Origin of the sequence: Nocardia sp. CWNU-33 (assembly GCF_046764895.1) — a bacterium.
Classification (GTDB): domain Bacteria; phylum Actinomycetota; class Actinomycetes; order Mycobacteriales; family Mycobacteriaceae; genus Nocardia.
The window spans coordinates 254003-276762 of record NZ_JBKOQN010000001.1 but is presented as its reverse complement, the minus strand read 5'-3'; the positions used below and the strand labels follow the sequence as shown (position 1 = coordinate 276762).

The window sequence follows — 22760 nt, the reverse complement described above, 5'->3', positions numbered from 1 at the left end:
TTCATGCGTGTCGTGTCGTTCGGCTTCCAGACCTGGGGGCGCAAAACTCTGCAAGCCCTGATTGATTCGGGCCATGAGGTGGTGCTCGCGGTCACCCATCCGGCCAGTGCGCAGTCCTACAAGGCGATTTGGTCGGATTCGGTCGAGGAGCTTGCGCGCGAACACGGAATTCCGGTGCACCTCACCGAGCGGGCCGATGCGCAGACCATCGATCTGGTGAAGCGGGCCGAGCCCGACGTGATCGTGGTCAACAGCTGGTACACCTGGATGCCCGCGGAGCTCTACAACCTCCCGCCGCACGGCACCCTGAACCTGCATGATTCGCTGCTGCCGAAGTTCACCGGATTCTCCCCGGTGCTGTGGGCGCTGATCAGTGGCGAATCCGAATTCGGTCTGACGGTTCACCGCATGGACGAGGGCCTCGACACCGGAGACATCCTGGTGCAGCGTTCGCTGCCCATCGGTCCCGCCGACACCGGCACCGAACTCGTGCTGCGTGGGATGGAGATGATTCCTGGTGCGGTGCACGAGGCGCTGGCCGCGCTGGAATCCGGCACCGCGATCTGGCGACCGCAGAACACGTCGGAGCGCACGTACTTTCACAAGCGCTCGGAGCGCGACAGCCTGATCGACTGGAGTTGGTCGGCGGTCGATCTGGAGCGTTTTGTCCGCGCGTTGTCCGAACCGTACCCGCGGGCCTACACGTTCTATCGAGGCGAACGGATCGAGGTGCTCGAAGCGGAGGTCTCACAGGCGCGCTACGGCGGCACCCCGGGCCGGGTGATCGTGCAGGAGGGCGGCGGCGCGGTGGTCGCCGGTCCCGACGCGCATCGCGGCGCGAACCGGGGCCTGGTGATCGCCAAGATTCGAACGGCCGCGGGCGTGGAGCACCCCGGGGTCGAATTCTTCGCGCGCGGGGGCTATCTCACCGACCAATGAGACGGTGACCCACGCGACAGTTGTGGACCGATTAGGGTAGCCTACGCTAATATTGGGCGACCGATTTTCAGACCACATATCAGCTAGTGCAGCGATTGTGGGGGTGTTGTACGCCGCCGATAGCAGTGGCGATTGGTGGCGCGAATTTCCGCGCTCACGATCGTCCGGCGGGAGCGCAGGAGTGAGAAATGCCAGCAAGTCTCGGATGGATCCGACAGTTCCACAAACCCCGTTCGGCAGATTGCCCACCACTGCTGATCTGCCCGCACGCTGGTGCGGGTGCCTCCGCGTATCGTGCGTTCTCCAAGGCGCTGAGTGCGCACTTCGATGTGCAGCTGCTGCAATACCCCGGTCGCCAGGACCGGGCGGCCGAACCTGCCGCGGCGACCCTGCCCGAGATGGCCGCGGGTGCGCTCGAGGGATATCTCTCGGCACCGCAGCATCGGGACGCTCCACTCACCCTTTTCGGGCACAGCATGGGCGCTATCGTGGCCTTCGAATTCGTCCGCCTCGCCGAGACTTCGGGAGTGGATGTCCGACTGCTCGCGGCATCGTCCGCGGCCGCGCCCGGTCGGATCGCCGACCTGCCTGGGCATCCCACCACGGACGAGGAACTCCTCGACCACCTGGCCGCGCTCAACGGCACCGACGCGGATGTCATGGCCAACCGTGATGTCATGCGGATGGCGTTGCCGGTGATGAAGGCCGACTATCGGGCCTTCGACGCGTACTCGTGCGCCGCCGACGTCCGGGTCGACGTCCCGCTGCAGGTGCTCGGCGGTGACGAGGATCCGTTCGTCACGCCGCGCGATCTGTACGCGTGGTCGGCCCATACCAGCGCGGATCTCGAGGTGACGCTGTTCGCGGGAGGCCACTTCTACATCGCCGACCATATCGACGGCATCGCGGAACTGCTTGTGCCGCAGACCAGCACAGTCGCGTAGCGATCACACAGAGGACATGATGAGGACATCCACAACCGACGATCCGATCGTCGTCGTCGGAATGGCCGTCGAGGCGCCCGGGGGGATCGATACGCTGCCCGCCTTCTGGTCGATGCTCGCGGAGTCCCGCGAGATGATCGGCCCGTTCCCGCGCGATCGGGAATGGCCGGTCGAGGAGTTGCTTTCGTTGGGCCGGATCGACGGCTGGTCGCCGGTGCGCGACGCCGGTGGGTTCCTCGATGGCGCCACGGAATTCGATCCGATGTTTTTCGGGATCACCCCGCGCGAGGCGGTCGCGATGGATCCGCAGCAGCGGGTGGGCATGCGGGTCGCCTGGCGGGCGTTGGAGCATGCCGGACTCAATCCGGGTGCGCTGGAGAGCATGCAGGCCGGTGTTTGGATGGGTGTCTCCGCCACCGAGTACGGGCCCGGCGTCGCAAGCGTGAACGAGTACAGCGGGTACCGGGCGACCGGTACCGCCCTCGGCGCGGTCGCGGGCCGGATCTCGCACGGACTCGGTCTGATCGGACCGTCGGTCAGTGTGGACACGGCCTGCGCCTCGTCATTGACCGCGGTTCATCAGGCCGCCGCCGCGATTCGTGCGGGGGAGTGCGACTGGGCGCTGGCCGGTGGGGTTTGTGTCATGGGCTCACCCGGCGCCTTCTACGAGTTCTCGAAGAACAATGCGCTGGCTACGGATGGCCACTGCCGTCCCTACGCGGCGGACGCAACCGGCACGCTCTGGGGTGAGGGCGCCGGAGTTGTGGTGCTGGAGCCTGAATCCCGGGCTCGCGAACTGGGGCACCGGATCTACGGCCGCCTGCTCGGTTCGCGGATCAACCACAACGGCAAGGGCGCACCGCTGGCCGTTCCGAGTGCCGCCGCCCAGGAACGTCTGGTCCGCGACACGCTGGCCGTTGCCGACATTGCGCCGGAGCTGGTCGGTCTGATCGAAGGCCACGGCACCGGGACACCGGTCGGAGACCCGCTCGAGCTGACCGCGCTGAGCAGGACATACGGGTCCGGTCGCGCGCTGCTCGGCTCGGTCAAATCCAATGTCGGTCACGCCCAGGCCGCCTCGGGGATGCTCGGCCTGATCAAGGTGCTGTTGTGCGGAGCCAACGGCCAGATCGCGCCGACGCTGTGGGGTGACAACCCGACGACCGAAATCGATTGGGATAAAACCGGTTTGCAGCTGGCCGTCAAATTCGATGCGTGGGAACCGGTTGACGGCATACGTTACGGCGCCGTGTCCTCGTTCGGCGTCGCGGGTACGAATGCGCACGCGATCATCGGCATGCCGGTGTTGGAGGAGGATTCCGATGTCTAGCTACCAGATGCCGGACGGCACCATCCCGGTGTTGCTGTCCTCCGATACGGCCGAGAGGTTGCGTGCCGAAGCCGCCGCGATCCTCCGCTACCTCGAGGGCCATCATCGCGTATCCCCAAGTCAATTGGCGGACATGCTATTTCGAACACGCACACCGCGCCGTCATCGGGTGCTCGCCCTGGTGCGCACCCGCGAGGAACTGCTCGAGGCGTTGAGTGCGTTCCTAGCGGAGGCCGCGCATCCTGCCGTGATAGCCGGGGACAGCGCGGCCACCGCCCGCCGGGTCGGGTTCGTATTTCCCGGCCAGGGCAGTCAGCGGCCCGGCATGGGGGCACTGTATTACGAGATTTCGCAGGAATATCGGGTCACGATCGACGAGTGTGCCGCGATCCACCTGGAACGGTTCGGCGACGACAAGCCCCTGCACTACCTGCTCGGGCACGCAGGCCGGTTCGACGACACGGTGTGGGAAGTTCAGCCTGCGTTGATGTTCCATATGGTCGGCCTGGCCGCCATGTGGCGTGCGGCCGGTGTCACGCCGGGCGCCACCATCGGGCACAGCCAGGGTGAGCTGGCGGCCGGTGCGGTCTCGGGCATCATGACGCTGCGAGATGCGGTGCTGGCCGTGACCCACCGCGCCAAGCTGGTCGGCCGGATGTCGCCGGGTGGTTTCTCGATGGCCGTGCTCGGCATGGATCGCGATGCCTGTGAGGCCTTGCTGGCCAGGCATTCCGGCTGGGCAGAGCTGTCGGTGATCAACTCCCCGCACATTCTGGCCATCTCCGGTGACCGCGCCACCATCGTCGAGATGGTGGCGCTCGCGAACTCGCGCGGTCAGTTCGCCAAGGAGATCCGGGTCGCGTATCCCGCCCACACCTCGATTGTCAGCGAGTACCGGACCGATCTGGAGGCCGTGCTCAACGACGAGATGAGCAGCACCCATTTTGCGGTCACCGAAATTCCCAGCTACGGAGCGACGCTCGGCGTTCCCATCACGCCCGACCTGACACATCGGCACTACTGGTACTGGAACCTGCGCAACCGGGTGCGATTCGATCGCGCGGTAGTCGCGGCGGCGACCGACGGGGTGGACACCCTGATCGAGATCGCCGAGCATCCTATGCTGCAGCTGGCCTTGCAGGAGAACCTGACCCTGGTGCCCAAGTCGGTGCCCGCCAAGGGCTTCCGGGTCATCGGCACTTCGCTGCGCACCGCCGAAGGGCTGCGGGAGTTCACCAGGAACGTGGCCACCGTGGCAGTGCACGACCTGAACTACCGATGGGATGCGCTGCGCGCCGAATCCGGTTCGAGCACAGTGGAATTACCATTGCGCGATTTCCCGAACACGGTGATGAACCGCCAGCAGCTGTGGGCCGCGAACCAATCGGCGACTGTGTCGAGCGAGTCAACCGAAGCCGACCACGGTCAGCGCCCGACCCGGTTTGCCGAGAACTGGGTACGGCTCGAGCGTCGGTCCCTGGTGTCGCCGCGCAGCCTGTTGGTCGTCGACCACACCGGGCGTTGCGGCGAACTGGCCGCGGCAGTGTGCGCCGCGGCGTACAACCATGGCGCGAGCGCGACGGTCTACGACCCGGACAAGCCCGCGGCCATCGCGGACTACGACTCAGTGGTCGTCTTGCTGCCCGAACTCCCTGACCAGGACGCACCCGCCGCGGTCCACGAGATCTCCGATTTCTACGCCTCTCGGTGGTTGCCCGCCATCGACCCGACCGTCGGTGACTGCTGGTTGGTGACCATCGGCGGCGAGTCGGTGGTAGCCGAAGATCCCGCGCCGCATTTGTTCCACGGCGCGGTGTCCGCCGGATTCCGCTGCATCGGTCTAGAGAACATCGGTACCGCGTTCCGTCATCTCGATCTGGGAGCGGGCGATTCGGATGCCGCGCGAGCCGCGACCATCGTGCGCGCCTTGCACACCAAGGACGAGGCGCAACTCGCGCTGCGCGGCGGCGGGCTCTACGCCAAGCGGCTCGAACTGGATTCCGCGCGCCCGACCGAGACGCCGGACCCCCGAGACCTCGAGCACGTCGTAATCGTCGGCGGCACCGGGACTTTAGGCCTGAAGTTCGCCGAATACCTCGCCCGTCGCGGTGCCGAGCGCATCACTCTGCTGAGCCGCTCGGGTGAAACCGAGGCGGTCGCGGGTCGATTGCGGGCCATCCGGAAAATCGGTGCCGAAGTGATCGTCGCCGCCTGCGATGTCAGCGATGAATCCAGCGTGCGACGGCTCGGCGCCGACCACATGGCTACGCCTGCCACCATGCTCGTACACGCCGCGGTGAACTATGTGGGCGCCGAACTCGCCGACATCACCACCGAGAAGGTGCTCGAGATGGCGAGCTCGAAAATCATCGGCACCGATCATCTCCTCCGGCTGCTTCCGCTTGCCGACGCTTGCCGAATCATCATCTGTTCTTCCGCGGCGGCCATCTTCGGCGGCCGGAGACAGATTCTGTACTCCACCGTCAATCGGATGCTCGATGTGCTGGCGACCCGGTTGCGGTTCTCGGGCACGAATGCTGTTGCGGTGCAGTGGGGAATCTGGGATCTCGAAGGACCGCTGCATGCGGTCGGCCTCGACCGGATCACCGCCGCGGGTGGCGTCTCCATGGACCCGCGCGATGCCCTCGCCGTCGGTTTCACCGAACATGCCGAAATCGGCCGGCCCGGAAACCGTCTCGTGATGGCCGCCGATTGGGCGCAGCTGTCCGACATCATCTCCGCGGTCGGCTGGGGTCCGCTGCTGACCGACATACTGGCACAGGTGGAGCTGCTCACGCCGGCGCTGACGGTGGCAGACGCCGTCGCGGCGCAGCCCGTTGCCGAGCAGTCGAGTGCGGCGGCCGCAGTCGATGTCTCGCTGTCCGACCAGGTCCTGCGGCAGCTGGGCAAGGTGATGGGCACCGACGGCACCGAATCCATCGACGGCTCTGTCCCGTTGGTGGCGCTCGGCCTGGATTCGCTGCAGGCGTTGGATTTCCGCAAGCGGATCAAGGCGGAGCTGGACCGCGACCTGCCGGTCGCAGCGATTCTGGGCGGCGCATCGCTAAACGATGTTGTGCTGCTGATGGCAGAGAACACCAACTAGGGCTAGGGGCAGATTCATGTCGCACACCGATGGCACGAACCTCTCCGTGCTCGACCGCCGCAAGCTGCTCATGCAGCAGCGCCTGCGCGAAAGCGGGCTGGCCACAGCTGATTCCGCCGCGAGCCCGGTCCCGCAGGTCCGCGCAGGCGAGCGCTACCCGCTCTCCGCGGGCCAGCGCCGGATGTGGTTCCTGCAGACCAGGGACGCCGCGGACACCACCCTCAATATCTGCGTGTCCTACCGGCTGACCGGGGCGCTGGACGAGGCCCGGCTGCGCGCCGCCGTCAACGGCGTGGTCGCCAGGCACGACATCCTGCGCACCACCTACGGTGTCGACGCCGAGGGAGAGCCGTACCAGGTGTTCCAGGAGACCTCGGAGATCGACTGGCAGTCCCACGATCTGACGGATCTGCCCGAACCGGGCCGCGAGCGGCGGATCGAGGTGCTGGCCCGGCGCGAGTTCGGCAGGCCCTTCGACCTGGCCGCCGAGTTGCCGCTGCGCATCACGCTGGCGCGTACCGGCATAGCGGAGTTCGTGCTGGTGCTGGTCGTGCACCACATCTGCTGGGACGACGACTCATGGGCGGTGTTCTTCACCGAGCTGAACGCGGCTTACAACGGGCGTGGGAGTGCGAGCGACACCGGTCGATTCGTCGCTGTCGAGGTGCTCGACGGACCGGCCGAACCCGCGGATGCCGATATCGACTACTGGCGTTCCACGCTGCGCCCGCTGCCCGAGCAGCTGGAGCTCCCCGGCTCGGCTGCCGCCACGCCGTCCAAGCAGGCCGAGCGCCGCACCCGCACGCTGCCCGCCGAACTTGTCGCCCGGGTGGACGCATTCGCCCGCGAGCGGTCCGCGACCCCCTTCATGGTCCTGCTGGCCGCGTTCGACGCATTGATCCACCGATATACCGCCGCACCGGATTTCCTGGTCTCCATCCCGGTCACCGCGCGCCGCGCCGCAGCCGAGCGCCTCATCGGCTACTTCGGCAACACCCTGCTGCTGCGTGCCACCGTACGTCCCGCCGACACGTTCGCTACCTTCGTCGACGCGGTGCGCGAAACCTGCCTCGGTGGCTTCGCGCACCAGGATGTCGGCATCGATCGCGTTGTCCGCGAGTTGAATCCGGAGCGGATTGCGGGCCGGGACGGCATGGATCAGCTGGTCCGCCTCGGGTTCAGCGTGCGCAAGAGCGCCGACGGATTCGCCCTGGACGGCGTTACCGCGCGGGCGCTGGAGCTCGGCGCGCCGACCGCGCAGGTGCCGCTGGCGCTGGCCGTAGTGCTCGATCCGGCGGGCGCCCTGCTCGAAATCGAGTACCAGACCGACGTGCTCGCCGAACCGCTCGTCGAGCAACTGCTCGCGCACTACATACAGCTGCTGGACAGCGCGCTGGCCGAACCCGTCTGCAGGCTGGCCGATCTCGACATGCTCGGCGCTGCCGACCGCGCTACCATCCTGGAGCAGTCGCGCGGCGAGCTCGTGCCCGCGCCCGCGACCACCATGGTCGCGCTGCTGGAATCGGCCGCGGCGGATCGGCCGGACACCCTCGCGCTGGTCTCCGACAACGCCGAGCTGACTTACACGCAGTTGCACCGGCGCGCGAACCGCCTGGCGCACTGGTTGATCGGCCAGGGCATCGGCGCCGAGGACATCGTCGGGCTGCGCATGAGCACCTCGATCGAATTCATCGTCGCGCTGCTCGGCGTCATGAAGGCCGGCGCGGCCTACCTGCCGATAGACCCCGCCTACCCTGCCGACCGCATCGATTACCTGGTCGAAGACGCCCGGCCCCGCCTGGTGCTCGGCCGGGTGGAGCTGGACGCCGCCGAATCGGCCGCCGCCGACCTGCCGACCGCCGCACCTACTGATGCCGACCGGCTGCGACCGCTGCTGCCCGGGCATCTCGCCTACGTTATCTACACCTCCGGCTCCACCGGCAAGCCCAAGGGTGTCCCGGTGCCGCACCACGCGATTGCCGAGCACATCGAGGGCTTCATCGCCGAATGGGGGATGACCGAGCAGGATCGGCTGCTGCAGTCGTCCTCGGTGAGTTTCGACGCCTCGTTGCTGGACATTTTCGTCACCCTCGGTCTCGGCGCGCGGCTGATCGTGCCGAAGCCGGACGCGTTCCGTGACATCCGCTACGTCGCCGACCTGATCACCCGCCGCGGCGTCACCGTGCTGCACATGGTGCCGTCCATGCTGAGCACCTTCCTGCTACTGCCGGAGGTGAGCGAATGGCGTGCGCTGCGGCATGTTCCGGTGGGCGGTGAGGCGCTGCCCGGCGAGGTGGCCGACAAGTTCGCCGGGATCTTCGACGCGGAACTGCGCAACCACTACGGTCCGACCGAGGCGGTGGTCTGCTCGACCCACATGCCGGTCGAGGGACCGCAGGGCACCGGCGTGGTGCCTATCGGCATTCCGAACCGCAATGTCTACACCTACGTGCTGGACGACGCGCTGCAGCTGGTGCCCGCCGGGGTGGTCGGTGAGCTCTACCTGGGCGGCGCCCAGCTGGCCCGCGGCTACCTGGGGCGCGCGGCGCTGAGCGCCCAGCGCTTCGTCGCCGATCCGTTCAACCCCGGGGAGCGGCTGTACCGTTCCGGAGACCTGGTGCGCCGCAATGCCTTCGGTGAGCTGGAGTTCGTCGGACGCGCCGACGAGCAGGTCAAGGTGCGCGGCTTCCGGATCGAGCTCGGCGAGGTCGAGGCCGCAATCGCGACCCATCCCACGGTCGGGCACTGCGTCGTGATCGCCGCCGAGGACCCCGCCGTCGGACCCATGCTGGCCGCCTACGTGGTGCCCGCTACCGGTGAAAGCGGTTCCGCCGAAGTCGATCTGGAGCAGGTCCGGGAGCACGCGGTGGCGGTGCTGCCGGAGTACATGGTGCCCAGTGCTTTCGCGGTCATCCCGGAGATCCCGCTGACCGTCAACGGCAAGCTCGATAAGCGGGCGCTGCCCGCGCCGACCCCCGCCGTGGCGCGCAGCTACCGCGAGCCCGCGACGGCGACCGAGCGCCGGATGTGCGCGATCTACGCCCAGTTGTTCACGCTGGAGCGGGTCGGCGCCGACGACTCGTTCTTCGAACTCGGCGGTCACTCGCTGCTCGCGGCCCGGCTGGTCGCGCAGATCCGGGCCGAATTCGGCGTCGAGCTGGACGTGCGCGTCATCTTCGACACCCCGGCACCGGCCAAGCTCGCGGCCCGGCTGGTCGCCCAGTTCCGCGACGAGTTCGGCATCGACCTCGACGCGATGGACTCCGACGAACTCGCCGAGACCGAACCAGCGCCCGCCGCAGGGCCGGTGTCGCAGCGCCCGCCGCTCACCGAAGCCTCACGCCCCGAACGGATTCCGCTGTCCTACTCGCAGCTGGCCATATGGTTCCAGTATCGGATGGAGGGCGCGAGCGAGGTCGGCAACCTGCCGTTCGCGATGCGGTTCGACGGCCCGCTGGACGCGCCCGCGCTGGCTGCCGCGATCAACGACGTGGTGGCCCGGCACGAGGCGCTGCGCACCAATTTCCCGGAGCAGGACGGTGTTCCGTACCAGCTCGTGCATCCGGAGCTGGAGGTGCCGCTGCGGATCGTAGCAACCATGCCGGACGACCTCGACGCGGAGCTGGCCCGGCTGCGCGGCTACCCGTTCGTGGTCGAGTCCGAGCCGCTGATCCGCCCGACTCTGCTGGTGCTCGACCCGCGGACACATGTGCTGTCGCTGCTGGTGCACCACATCGTCGCCGACCACGCGTCCCTCGGCATCTTCCTTGACGATCTGATCGCGGCCTTCCGGGCACGGTCCGAGGGGCAGGCGCCGCAATGGGCGCCGCTGCCGATACAGTTCACGGATTACGCACTGTGGCAACGGGATACGTTCGACCCGGGCCATACCGGCGCGCCGAGTCCGTTCGGCCGGGCCGAGCTGGAGCACTGGCGCGGTGTGCTCGCCGGGCTGCCCGACGAGATCTCGGTGGCGCCGGATCGGCCGCGCCCCCGGGTGCTCGGCAAGCGTGGCGAGCTGGCGACCTTCACCCTGCCCGCGGCCCGCCGCGACGGCCTCAAGGCGCTCGCTGAACAGCGCGGCGTCAGCGAATTCATGGTCTACCAGGCCGTGGTCGCGACCCTGCTGCACAAGCTCGGCGGCGGTACCGACATCGCGTTGGGCACCCCGGTCGCGTCCCGGGTCGAACCGGCCACCGGCGCCATGTTCGGGCTGTTCGCCAACATGCTCGTGCTGCGCAACGATCTGTCCGGGGATCCGACCCTCGGCGACACGATCGCGCGCAGCCGCGATGTGGTGCTGGACGCCCACGGACACCAGGAGCTGCCCATCGAGCGACTGGTGGAAGCGCTCAACCCGGCGCGCTCGCGGTCCCGGAATCCGCTGTTCCAGAGCATGATCCACTTTCGAGGTGCGGACTGGGCGCCGCGTCCGCGCGAGCTCACCGTGGCGGGCGCGACGACGGTGTCGGTGCTGCCGGTCGACTTCGACATCTCGTTCCTCGACCTGAACCTAAGTCTGAATGTGACCGCCGACGGCGGCGTGGACGTGCGGGTCGTGGTCAACGCCGATCTCTACGATCCGGCGACCGCCCGGCTCATCGCCGACGCGCTGGCGGCGACCCTGGACGCGTACGCCACCGCACCGGATCGCACCGTAACCGAGCTCGAGGTGCTGCCGGTCGCCGACCTGGAACGGCTGCTGGCGCCACCGGTCGCGGCGGCCGAGGATCCTCCGCGGAGTGCCACCGGCGGCTCGGCAGAGACCGAGCGCACGCTGATCGCGCTGCTGGAGGAGCTCCTCGACATCACCGATGTGGATCCCGACGACAATTTCTTCGCGCTCGGCGGCGACAGTGTGATCTCCATCCAGTGGTCGGCCCGGGCCGCCGCGCTGGGCCTGGCGCTTACCCCGCAGTTGGTCTTCGAATACATTACGGTGGCCGAGCTGGCCGCCGCGGTCGATGCGGCCGCGGATCAGCCTGCGGCCGAGTCGAATTCGGAAGCTGCGGCCCAGCAGGAACACGCGCCGATGAGCGCGTCCGGCCTGGATGCCGACGCCCTGGCCGCGCTCACCGCCTCCTGGCAGGCGCAGTCGTGACCGCCGCTCCGCCGCAGATCGAGGACATCCTTGCGCTCAGCCCGCTGCAGGAGGGATTGTTCTCACTGTCCCGGATGAGCGGGAACGGCATCGATCTCTACACCATGCAGTTCGTGGTGGACATCGACGGCCCGCTGAACGTCGAGCTGCTGCGCCGAAGCGCGCAGGCCATGCTGGACCGGCATCCAAACCTGCGCGCCGCGTTCTGGGATCGCGACGTGCCCAAGCCGGTGCAGATCGTGCCCGCGCACGCCGAGATGCCGTGGTCCGAAAGAACCGCGCGGCCCACCGAATTCGACGCGATCGCGGAGTCGGAGCGCCGCCGCCCATTCGACCTGAGCCGGGGCCCGGCCCTGCGCGTCGTGCTGCTCGCGGTGCCGGGCGAGTCGATGCGCCGGATGATTCTCACCGTGCATCACATCCTGATGGACGGCTGGGCGGTCGCGGTGTTCTACACCGAACTGCTCGCGGTCTACCAGGCGGGTGGTTCGCGGGACGGCCTGCCGAACCCGCGTCCGTACCGCGACTACATCGGCTGGCTCGGCGCGCAGGACACCGCGGCCACCACCGCCGAGTGGGCCCGGTACCTGGGCGGGCTCAGTGGTCCGCTGATGATCGCCGACGGCGCTACCGCCGCCCGGGGCACAGTGCCCGAGAAGACTGCAGTGCGCCTGGACGCGGCGGAGACCACACGCCTGCAGCAGTGGGCGCGCGGGCATGGGCTGACCTTGAACACCGTGGTTCAGTTCGCCTGGACCGTGCTGCTCGGCAGGCTCACCGACCGTCGCGACATCGTCTTCGGCACCATCATTTCCGGTCGGCCCGAGCAGCTTGCCGGGGTGGAGGGCATGGTCGGGCTATTCATCAACACGGTGCCGGTGGTCCACCATCTGGATCGCACGGCCACCGTGCTGGAGCAGTGCGCGCGGCTGCAGCGGGAATCGGCCGCCATGCGCGATATCGGCTATCTGAGCCTTTCGGCAGTGCAGCGTGCGGCCGGGTACGGAGCGCTGTTCGACACGCTCTTCGTCTTCGAGAACGCGCCCATCGACGATGCCATCCGCGAGGTCACCGCGCCCGATGGCGCACGCTTCCGGCCGATCGAGATGGAAAGCCTCGCGCACTATCCACTGACGGTGGTGTCGCATTTGAGCGACGGCGATCTGCTTGTGCTGATCGAGGCCATTCCCGAAGCGCTGCCGCATTTCTCGGCCGCGGAAATCGGCGAGTGGATGTGCGCGGTGCTGCGGCAACTGCCCGAGATCGGCGACGCTACCCCGGACGGCCTGGATATCCTCACTGCGGCGGAGCACATCGAATTCCGAACCGCCGCAACGGCAGAAGCTCCGAACATGGCCACAGTGTGGGAGTTGTTCGAGCGGCAGGTCCTGGCCACGCCGGATGCGCCGGCGCTGACCACCACCGCGGGGGAGCGCTACACCTACGCCGGTCTGCACGGCGAGGCCTGCAGATTGGCCGCGGAGCTGACCGAACACGGCGTCGGTCCGGAAACCGTAGTGGCTCTGGTGCTGCCGCGTTCTGCACAGTCGATCATCGCGATCCTCGCCGTGTTGGGCGCGGGCGGCGCCTACGTCCCGGTGGATATCTCGTTGCCCGCTGCTCGGATCGAATCCATTCTGCGCCAAGCGCGGCCGGTGCTTGCCCTCACCGTCGGCAGCTGCCGCGGGCAGATCATTCCCGCGCTGTCCGCACTCGTACTCGACGATCCCGCCGTAGCCGAACGCATTTCGCGACGCGAACCGGTCGCACCCACGGTGGCTCGACACCCGGAGCACTGCGCCTACCTGATCTTCACCTCCGGATCGACCGGTGAACCGAAGGGCGTGGCGGGCACGAACGCGGCGGTGAACAGCTATTTCGCCGATCACCGCGACCGTTTCTATCGTCCGGCCGTGGCCCGGCTCGGCCGCTCGCTGCGCATCGCGCACGCCTGGTCGCTGAGCTTTGACGCCTCCTGGCAGCCAATGGTGGGTTTCCTGGGAGGCCAGGCGCTGCACCTGTTCGACGCGGAGGAGATGCGTGATGCGCACCGCCTGGTCGAAGGCATCGCCGAGCATGCCGTCGACATGATCGACACCACGCCCTCGATGCTCGCGCAGCTCACCGCGGCCGGGCTGCTCGAGCGCGAGTTGCCGGTGCTGGCACTGGGTGGCGAGGCGATCGATACCGCGCTGTGGGCGCGGCTGCGGGCGCTGTCGGGCACCGCCGTCTACAACTGCTACGGGCCGACGGAGACAACCGTCGAGGCCGTGGTCGCCCCCGTCGGGGATTTCGCGACGCCGACGATCGGCATTCCGAACGCCGGAATGTCCGGCTACGTCTTCGATTCCATGCTGCGGCCGGTGCCGCACGGCGTGGTCGGGGAGCTGTACCTGTCCGGCCCGCAGTTGGCGCGCGGCTACATCGGCAAGCCCGCCGTCACCACCGACCGTTTCGTGGCCGACCCGTTCCGGCCAGGACAGCGCATGTACCGCACGGGTGACCTGGTGCGACGGCTCACGCACGGTGGCTTCGCCTACCTCGGCCGCGCCGATGCCCAGGTGAAGATCCGCGGCTACCGCATCGAGATCGGCGAGATCGAGACCGCACTGCGGAGGCTGCCCGGCGTCGACACCGCCGCAGTCACCGTGGTGCGCCGCGCAGCCGGCGCGAGTCTCGTCGGATTCGTCGTCTGCCGAGCAGATCGAGGCGGCGAAGCCTGTGGGTTGCGTGCTGCCCTCTCGGAACGCTTGCCCGCGTATATGGTTCCGGCCCGGATCGTCGTGCTCGCCGATCTGCCGGTGAACGCGAACGGCAAACTTGACGGCCACGCACTGGACCGATTGGCCGAGCAGGCGTTGTCCGGTAGTGCGACCACAAGCGCCATGGCCGCGACCACCGATACCGAGCGCAGCCTGTGCGAGGTCTTCGCCGAGCTGTTCGACGGCCAGGTCCCGGGCATCGACGACGATTTCTTCGCGCTCGGCGTGGACAGTATTGTCGCCATCTCACTGGTGAACAAGGCCCGCAGGCGTGGCATCGTGCTGCGCCCACGCATGGTGCTGGCCACCCCGACCATCCGCGAACTCGCCGCCGCAGTCGACACCGCGGCGGTCGTCGCCGGACCCGCCGACGGCGGCGACTACGGCGAGGTGTTGCCGCTGCCCATCGTCTCCTGGATGTACGAGCACGGCAACTTCCGCCGCTTCACCCAGACCGCGCTGCTCCAGGTGCCCGCCGGAATAGACCGTGCGGTAACCGAATCCGTGCTCCAGGCATTGCTCGACGGGCATGACACGCTGCGGTCGAGGCTGGTGGACACCCCGGACGGGCCGCGTCTGGTCACTCGCGAACCCGGCACCGTCCGCGCCGCCGATCTACTGACCAGAGTCGATCTGGCGGGTGCTACGGATGCCGAGATCGATACGGCCATAGCGGATTCTGCGCGCCGGGTGACCGACGAGATAGACCCGCGCACGGGCGACATGATCCGGGCCGTCTGGTTCACCGGCGTAGAGCAGGGCGACATCCTATTGCTGGCGGTGCATCACCTGGCGGTCGACGTCGTCTCCTGGCACATCATGCTCGGCGGTTCGGCCGAGGCGTGGCAGGCGGTCGAATCCGGTGCCGCTCCGAAGACGTTGCCGGAGTCCACCTCCTACCGCCGCTGGTCGCAGCTGATGTGGCAGCGGGCCGCAGAGCCGGAAGTGCTTGCTCAGCGCGACTATTGGGCCGGGCAGGTCCGAGATCCGGATCCTGCGCTCGGCGCCCGGCATCCGGTCCCGGCCGTCGACACTTGGTCCTCGCTGCGGGTTACCTGCGCGGTAACGTCGGTCGAGGTCACCAAGCGCGTGCTCGCCACCCTGACCAAGGAGGAGGGCGTCCGCGAATTCCTGCTTGCCGCGCTGGCCATGACGCTGGCCGCGTGGCGGCGAGAGCGCAAGCAGGATCCGACCTCCGGTGCGCTCATCGCATTGGAGAGCCACGGTCGCGCCGACGCCGTCCTCGACACCGACACCGCGAACACCCTCGGCTGGTTCACCAGCGTGTTCCCGGTCCGGCTCGGTGTGGGCGCGGCGGCGATCGATGTGGCCCGCGCCGAGGCGGATCCGAACGCCGCACGGGCGCTGTTGGATTCGGTGACCGCGCACCTCAGCGCGATTCCGCAGCAGGGCCTGGACTACGGCCTGCTCCGCTACCTCAACCACACGCCGGAACTGTTGACCGCCCCCGAACCTCAGGTCGAGTTCAACTACCTGGGCCGGGTCGACCTCAGCGGCAGTACTGGCCAACCATGGTCGCTGCTAACCGGCCCGCGCAACGCGGCGCTCCCGCTCGACCCGGAACCGGACCTGCCGCTGCGCTACGCCCTCGACGTCATCGCGGCCATCGGAACCACGCCGGACGGTCCGCAACTGCGCACCAACTGGCGTTGGAGCGATGCCCTGTTCACAGCCGCGGAGGCCAACCGCCTGACCCACCTCTGGCAGCGCAGCATCGCCGCGTTGGCTGCCGCCCTCGAACACTGATCCCCGGGTGTTCGACCGGCCCTTCGGCATGCGCCGCAGGGCCGGAAGGGCGCCGGCGGTTTCCTCGATGACATAGAATCGGACCACACCGATCAGTCCGAGCAATCTGTGTGGGGGCGCCCGATGTACAGGCCGGCGCCGACGTGGCTCGTGATCCTCGGGGTCGCAGCAGTCTGCGGAGTCGCCGTGGCGCGCTGGATACTCCTGCACGACACGGTGGCGAACCGACTGATCAACCGCGCGCTGGCCTGGCTGAGCATCGCCATGTTCATCGCCCAGGCCGGATTTGCGTGCGGCGCACACGCCGTGGCTCACCTGATCTTTCTGGCTGTCTGTCCGTTGACGCTGGCGAATCTGTACGGCCTCGCTCGACTGTTCGGCGGCGCCGACCCGACAATCGCCGAGCACCGGCAGTGGCGCTACGACCTCACCGCCGCGCTCGCGGGCTGCGTGGTCGTGTTGATCGGTCTGCCGGAGGACCACACCTGGCCGGGCTTCTGGTTACCTGCGATCGTCTACTGGACAATCTTCAATCTGCCCACGGTCGCGGCAGGCATACTCCTGACGCGAGCGTGCTTGCGGGAGTTACGCATCCAGCGCGGCGTGCGCGAGGTGTTCGCCTATGGCGGTCTGCTGACGCTCGCGATCGGCTGGTTCTATGCTGCGGCGCTGAGCCTGCTGCAACTCGGCGACCGGGTGGCACCTGTCGGTCCTGCGGCGCAATGGGGTGCGCTGTCCTGCGGATTCGGTCTCCTGGTTGCGACCGTGACGGCAGTACCGCTGTTGAATCTGGGCCTGGTACGGCTCGGCTTGGATCGCACCGGTCGGGACTTGCGTGCGCTGCACCCCCTGTGGCGCGACCTCACCGACACCATGCCGGAGATAGCGCTGCGGTCCGCCGACACCGGACAGCTCGAGCCGAGCACTCGGTTGTATCGAATGATCGTCGAGATCCGAGACGCCCTGCTGCACCTGCGGCAGTACGCACCGCCGGAAATCAGACACGAGAATGCAAGCATCTCGGACTACGCCCGGCTGCTCGCCCATGCAGCAAACGAGAAGGCCGGCGGTGCGGTGCCGAGCGGTTCCGCTCCCGCATTCGGAGTTTTCCACGCCGTCGGTGGCGATCTGTCCACCGACATCGGCCACCTTCTTGCCCTGTCGCGCGAGTGGCAGCGTGCGAGTGTGGCGGTCCGCGATCACGGGGTCCCGAGTCGGTGAACTCGCTTGCGCCACTGTGGCTGACCGTACCGGTCATATCCTTCGTCGGCATCGTCACCGGCGCAAGGTGGTTGCTCGTCGACGAGACCTTCCCGGACCGCCTGGTCAACCGGGCCCTGACCTGGGCGGCGGTCGGCGCGGGTTTCGAGGAATCCGGCGCAGGCACCGAGTACGCCGAGCTCATCGGATGCTCATCGAAATCCAGGACGCACTCCAGCACCTGAGGCAATACGTCCCGGCGGGTGAGCTATTAGAACGGCACATACGGAGCGTATGCCACGCAGATGGCCCGCGCTGTGTACGTCAAATCCTCGGGGGCAGTGCATCTGTGGGTTCGTTGGCGCGGAACGTAATTTGCCGGCAGCCGGGATGTCGCTGCCGAGTTCGATCACCTGGTGGTGTTTGGCACGGGAATGGCCCCGGCCAGGTCACGGGCGATGGTGCGCTGTGCGGCGAGCGCGCGCGTATCGAGAATAGGGTTACCTTATGAAGGTTAGGCAACCCTATTTTGTAGGCTAAGCTACCCCTCAGCAGTCTCGATCCGCCGGATGCGGCGGCAGACAAGGAGTGTTAGCGGAGTGGAGTCGGCACAGCAGCGGGGGAACGGCGCTGGGGGAATCGGCACGGCGGGGATCGACAAGGAGGAGATCCGGGCCGCGGTGGCGAGTCAGATCGGGCTCGGCGCAGGGGATATCTCTGATCACGACGACCTCATCCAGTTGGGTCTGGACTCGATCCGCACCATGAAGCTGGCCGGTGGCTGGCGCAAGCGTGGGGTCGATATCAATTTCGCCCAGCTCGCGGCGAGTCCGACGGTGGCGTCATGGCATGGTTTGCTCGGCGCGGGCGAGGTGGCCGATCCTGCGCCCGAGTCGATTGCCGAGGTCGCCGCGTCCACGGTCGGCGAGCAGGATCCCTTCCCGCTGGCGGGCATGCAGCACGCGTACTGGATCGGCCGTTCCGACGAGCAGGAGCTCGGCGGTGTCGCGGCCCACCTCTATGTCGAATTCGACGGCGGTCGAATCGATCCGGAGCGGCTGGAGCGGGCTGTGGCCGAATTGCTTACGGCGCACCCGATGTTGCGCACCCGATTCCTGCCGGACGGCACCCAGCAGGCCATGCCCGCGCCGGGTAGGCCCGTGTTTTCGGTCGTAGACCTGCGTGAACACGAGCCCGAGGCGGCCGAGGCTGTGCTGGCCGAACTGCGCGATCAGAAGACCCATCAGCGCCTCGCCATCGAGGATGGCCAGGTCGTCGACATCACGCTCACTCTGCGCGATGCCAACCGCACCCGGCTGCACCTGGATGTCGACATGCTGGCGGGCGACGCAATGAGCTACCGCCTGCTGATCTCCGACCTGGCCGAGTTGTATCACGGTGCGACGCCGCAGGTTCCGGGCTACAGTTTCCGGCGCTACCGCACCGAACGCCAGGAAGACACCACAGCACGCGAGCGCGACCGGCAGTGGTGGCAGCGGCGGCTGTCCGAGCTGCCGGGCGCACCCGAGCTGCCGACCGTCCCGGTCGGCGAGCGCATCGCCCCGCACCGCACCGTTCGCTACGACCACTGGCTCGCGCCGGAGGCCAAGCAGCGCCTGCTCGCCGCCGCACACGAGCGTGGCATCACCCCGGCCATGGCGCTGGCGGCGGTCTTCGCCGAAACCATCGGTGGCTGGTCGGCGCAGAGCCGGTTCCTGCTGAATGTGCCACTGTTCCACCGCGAACCGGTGCATCCCGATATCGACCGCGTGATCGGCGACTTCACCTCCTCGATCATGCTCGAAGTCGATGTCACCGAGAACATGTCGGTAGCCGACCGGGCCCGTGCGCTGCAGCGGAGCATGCACGAAAGTGGTGCGCACACTGCGTATTCCGGGCTCGAGGTGCTACGTGATCTGGGCAGGCACCGGGGTGAGCCGGTGCTGGCCCCGATTGTCTACACCAGCGCGCTGAACCTCGGCGAACTGTTCGCAGACAAGGTCACCGAGACCTTCGGCGATCCGGTGTGGATCATCTCGCAGGGGCCGCAGGTGCTGCTGGACGCCCAGGTGACCGAGGTCCGCGGCGGCCTGCTGCTCAACTGGGACGTCCGCGAATCGGCGTTTCCGGAAGGCGTGATCGACGCCATGTTCGGCCGGTACACCCAGGCGATCGCCCGGCTGGCCGACGGAGAAGCGGGCTGGAACGCGGAGGCCGCGGTGCGGCTGCCGGTCGCCCAGGCCGAGGTGCGTGGCGCGGTCAACGCGACGGACGGACCGGTCAGCGGACGCTGCCTGCACCAGGGCTTCTTCGAGCACGCCGCGGCCGATGCCGATGCCGATCTTCCCGCAGTGGTGTGGGGGCTCGGCGACGGCGCGGGCGCATGGAGCTACGGGGAACTGGCCGCGCGAGCGCTTGCGGTCGCGGGCGCCCTGCACGCCGAGGGGGTGCGCCCCGGTGACGCAGTCGCTGTTCAGCTGCCCAAGGGGCCGGACCAGATTTTGGCCGTGCTCGGCGTACTCGCTGTCGGTGCGACCTATGTGCCGATCGGATTCGATCAGCCGGTCGGTCGCCGCGCCGAGATCTTGCGCACCGGTGAGGTTGTCGCCGCGCTCGTGGTCGCGGGCGCCGATATAGGCGTGCCCATTCCGTGCGTGCCGATCGGCGTGGCCGGTACATATCCGCGACCGCTCGATGGGCCGGTCTGTCCGGATACCGAACAGATTGCCTACGTGCTTTTCACCTCCGGCTCGACCGGCGTGCCCAAGGGTGTCGAGGTCCCGCACCGCGCGGCGATGAATATTATCGATGCGATCAACGATTGGTTCGATGTGGGCAGTGCCGATCGGTCCTTCGGGTTGTCCGCGCTGGAATTCGATCTCTCGGTCTATGACATCTTCGGCTTGCTCTCGGTGGGTGGCGCGGTGGTCGCCGTCGATCCGCACCAGCGTGTCGAGCCGACCACATGGGTGGAACTACTTCGCCGCCACCAGGTTTCGATCATCAACTGTGTGCCGAGCATGCTGGACACAATCCTGCAGATCGGTGGGGACAACCTGAGTGACTCACTGCGCGCGGTCATTCTCGGCGGTGATTGGGTCGGCGCCGATCTGGCTCGCCGGTTGGCCCGCCAGGTGCCGGGCTGCCGATTCTCCGGACTGGGTGGCGCGACCGAGACCGCGATTCACAGCACCGTCTGCGAGTTCGTCGGTGCACCCCCCGCGCACTGGGTGACGGTGCCGTTCGGTGTTCCGCTGCGCAACGTCCGATGCCGGGTCGTCGCGCCGTCGGGTCGGGACTGCCCGGATTGGGTGCCCGGTGAACTCTGGGTCGGCGGTGCGAATGTGGCCACTGGCTACCGCAATGATCCGGAGCGAACCGCGCAGCGATTCGTCGAATTCGAAGGTGTCCGCTGGTACAAGACCGGCGACATGGCCAGGTACTGGCCCGACGGTACCGTCGAATTCCTCGGCCGCGCCGATCATCAGGTGCAGATCCGCGGCTACCGGGTCGAGCTGGGCGAGGTGGAGAGCGCAATGCGCACTGTGCCCGGAGTCCGGCATGCCGTTGCGGCGGTCGTCGGTACGGGCGCGCCCAAGCTGGTCGCCGCGATCGCGGGTGATCCGGACGAGATCGGTGATATCACCACCGCTATGTCGGATCTGTTGCCGGGCTACATGATTCCGACCAGGATTGAATTCCTCGAGCAGATGCCGCTGACCGCCAACGCCAAGCTGGACCGGCGGGCGGTGGTAGCGCTGCTCGAACCCGACGCCGCAGATACCCATGTCGGCGTCCCGGGCAATGACATCGAGGCGGCGTTGGTCGATATTGTCGCCGGGGTACTCGGCGTCGATTCGGTGGGGGTGCACGACGACTTCTTCGGGCTCGGAGGTGATTCGGTGCTTGCCACCACAGTTATTGCCCGGGTGCGCGAATGGCTCGATGTCGATCACGCGCTGGTTGCGGACATCTTTGCGGCCCGCACCGTTGCCGGACTCGCCACTCGTTTGGTGGATCGGGAAGCCGGGAGTGGTGAGCCGGATCGACTGGCCGCGGTCGCGCGGTTGTACCTGGATATCGCGGCCATGAGCGACGAGGAGGTTCTTGCCCAGCTCTGAGGCTGTTGCACGACAAACAAACGAGGTCCCAGCGCCTGGGCGCTGGGACCTCGTTCGTTGTAGTCCTACTGGATTCGCGGCGATTCAGCGCGGCGCCGGGGAACCGATGATCATGCTGCCGACGCTGCACTCCGCCAACTCGTCCACGCCCGTGGCGGCCGCGAAAGCCGCTGTGTCGCCGAAACCTTGGGCACACGTGCCCAACCCCATGGCGGTCACCGTCAGGTAGATCGTCTGCATCAGGACGCCGACGTGCTTGAGGATGTTGGCATAGGCGACCTGCTCGTAGGCCCACATCACCCGGCCGGAACGGGCCGCCATGACCATGAGTACCTGGGGCTCGGCGCCCTGGGCCAACGTTGCCGACGTGGACTTCAAGAGTCGCGTCACCGCAGGCGAATCCGCCGCGGCGACGGGGCGCAGCACATGCTCGAACGAGTCGTAGTGATACATCCCCGGTGTCAGTCCGTCGACATTGCGCACCACCGGGTAGAGCTCGAGTTCGTAGACGCTGCCGCCCGACGGGTACGGCCGTGAGACCAATTCCTCACCCTCGCCCACGGGCTGGGTGCTGCGGGTTCTGGCTGTGCGGTACAGCAATTCGGCCAGTTGGTCGATGGTGATCGGGTGCGCATCGTCGAAGGCCCTGGTCGAAACCCGGTCCTCCAAGACGGCCGTCAGCGTCGGATCCTCGGCCCGCGTCACCGCCAGATCCGGGACCCTCAGCGCCACCGCCTCGCCCGGATAGCTGGCCTTGCGCGCGGGCGGCTGCGGGAACTGTCCCTTCGCCCACTTGGTCGGGCCGAAATGCTCCCAGGTGACGGTGCGCTCGCCGAGCGTGCTGCGCCGGTGGAACCACAGGTCGGGCAGACTCCAACTACGCGTGCTGAATTCGCGGTCCTCCGCGTCCGCGTCCGGCACCAGGAATCCGCACCAGTGCAGATCCTCGGCGAACTGCGATTTCACGGCGACAGGCAGATTCGCGTCGGCCGCGCCCGGTCCGTCCAGCAATGCGAGCAGTCGTGGATCGTGGATGCGCAGATCGCACCACGCCCGCGGGTGCTCTAGCACGAAGCCTTCGGAATCCCGGTGCAGCACCGCGAATTTCGACAGCGTCGCCGACCACGAGAGAGGAGTCGTCGGTCGCGGCGCAGGCTGTCCGAACGGGCGGATGGTGTAGAGGTCGCGTCCGCCGTCCCGCACGGTGACCGACAGCCAGCCGGCGTCGGCGAGCCGGTCCATCAGCCCGGCGACGTCGTCTCCGCCCGCGGCCGCCGACATCTCCGACACCGTCGCCGGTCCCCGGTTCAGCGTCTCGAGCGCCTGGAGCTGACCGGCGGCCAGGCCGGTCAGCTTCTCGTTACGCGGCGGATTCAGCAGCACCGCGCCGGCCAGGGTCGTCAGGCAGGTGACACCGTCACGCAGCGCGAATCTGGTCTGGTCGGGATATGTGACGGCGGGCAAAACCGCGAACCTCCGCTAGTGGAACC

At 67.8% G+C, this 22760-nt stretch carries 10 protein-coding genes; 9 read left to right on the top strand and 1 reads right to left on the bottom strand.

The window, feature by feature from the left end; all coding sequences use genetic code 11:
* The first annotated feature begins 3 nt into the window (after positions 1-3).
* From ACLMAL_RS00775 to ACLMAL_RS00735, 9 genes are all read left to right on the top strand, one after another.
* Positions 4-939: a methionyl-tRNA formyltransferase gene (locus ACLMAL_RS00775; protein ID WP_411997323.1), complete on the top strand. Its 936-nt coding sequence runs from the start codon at positions 4-6 to the stop codon at positions 937-939.
* 188 nt (positions 940-1127) lie between these two features.
* Entirely contained in the window at positions 1128-1883 is a 756-nt protein-coding gene (locus tag ACLMAL_RS00770) for a thioesterase II family protein (RefSeq protein ID WP_411997322.1), read from the top strand.
* 19 nt (positions 1884-1902) lie between these two features.
* Positions 1903-3213 (top strand): polyketide synthase, encoded by a 1311-nt coding sequence (locus ACLMAL_RS00765; RefSeq protein ID WP_411997321.1) that lies wholly within the window; start codon positions 1903-1905, stop codon positions 3211-3213.
* A complete protein-coding gene (gene nbtC, locus ACLMAL_RS00760; RefSeq protein WP_411997320.1) occupies positions 3206-6319 on the top strand; it encodes a nocobactin polyketide synthase NbtC in 3114 nt (1037 codons plus the stop codon). Before ACLMAL_RS00765 ends, nbtC begins: the two co-directional genes overlap by 8 nt.
* A 16-nt stretch (positions 6320-6335) precedes the next feature.
* The gene (locus tag ACLMAL_RS00755) at positions 6336-11420 is read left to right on the top strand and encodes an amino acid adenylation domain-containing protein (protein ID WP_411997319.1); all 5085 of its coding nucleotides are present in this window, start codon (positions 6336-6338) and stop codon (positions 11418-11420) included.
* Positions 11417-15949: an amino acid adenylation domain-containing protein gene (locus tag ACLMAL_RS00750; protein WP_411997318.1), complete on the top strand. Its 4533-nt coding sequence runs from the start codon at positions 11417-11419 to the stop codon at positions 15947-15949. Before ACLMAL_RS00755 ends, ACLMAL_RS00750 begins: the two co-directional genes overlap by 4 nt.
* Before the next feature lie 123 nt (positions 15950-16072).
* A complete protein-coding gene (locus tag ACLMAL_RS00745) occupies positions 16073-17170 on the top strand; it encodes an MAB_1171c family putative transporter (RefSeq protein WP_411997317.1) in 1098 nt (365 codons plus the stop codon).
* Entirely contained in the window at positions 17167-17394 is a 228-nt protein-coding gene (locus tag ACLMAL_RS00740; RefSeq protein ID WP_411997316.1) for a hypothetical protein, read from the top strand. The genes ACLMAL_RS00745 and ACLMAL_RS00740 overlap by 4 nt, the downstream gene beginning before the upstream one ends.
* Positions 17395-17802: 408 nt before the next feature.
* Positions 17803-21270 (top strand): amino acid adenylation domain-containing protein, encoded by a 3468-nt coding sequence (locus ACLMAL_RS00735; RefSeq protein ID WP_411997522.1) that lies wholly within the window; start codon positions 17803-17805, stop codon positions 21268-21270.
* Positions 21271-21354: 84 nt separating this feature from the next.
* Here ACLMAL_RS00735 and ACLMAL_RS00730 read toward each other — a convergent pair whose 3' ends face one another.
* Positions 21355-22734 (bottom strand): SagB family peptide dehydrogenase, encoded by a 1380-nt coding sequence (locus tag ACLMAL_RS00730; protein ID WP_411997315.1) that lies wholly within the window; start codon positions 22732-22734, stop codon positions 21355-21357.
* Positions 22735-22760 lie beyond the last annotated feature (26 nt).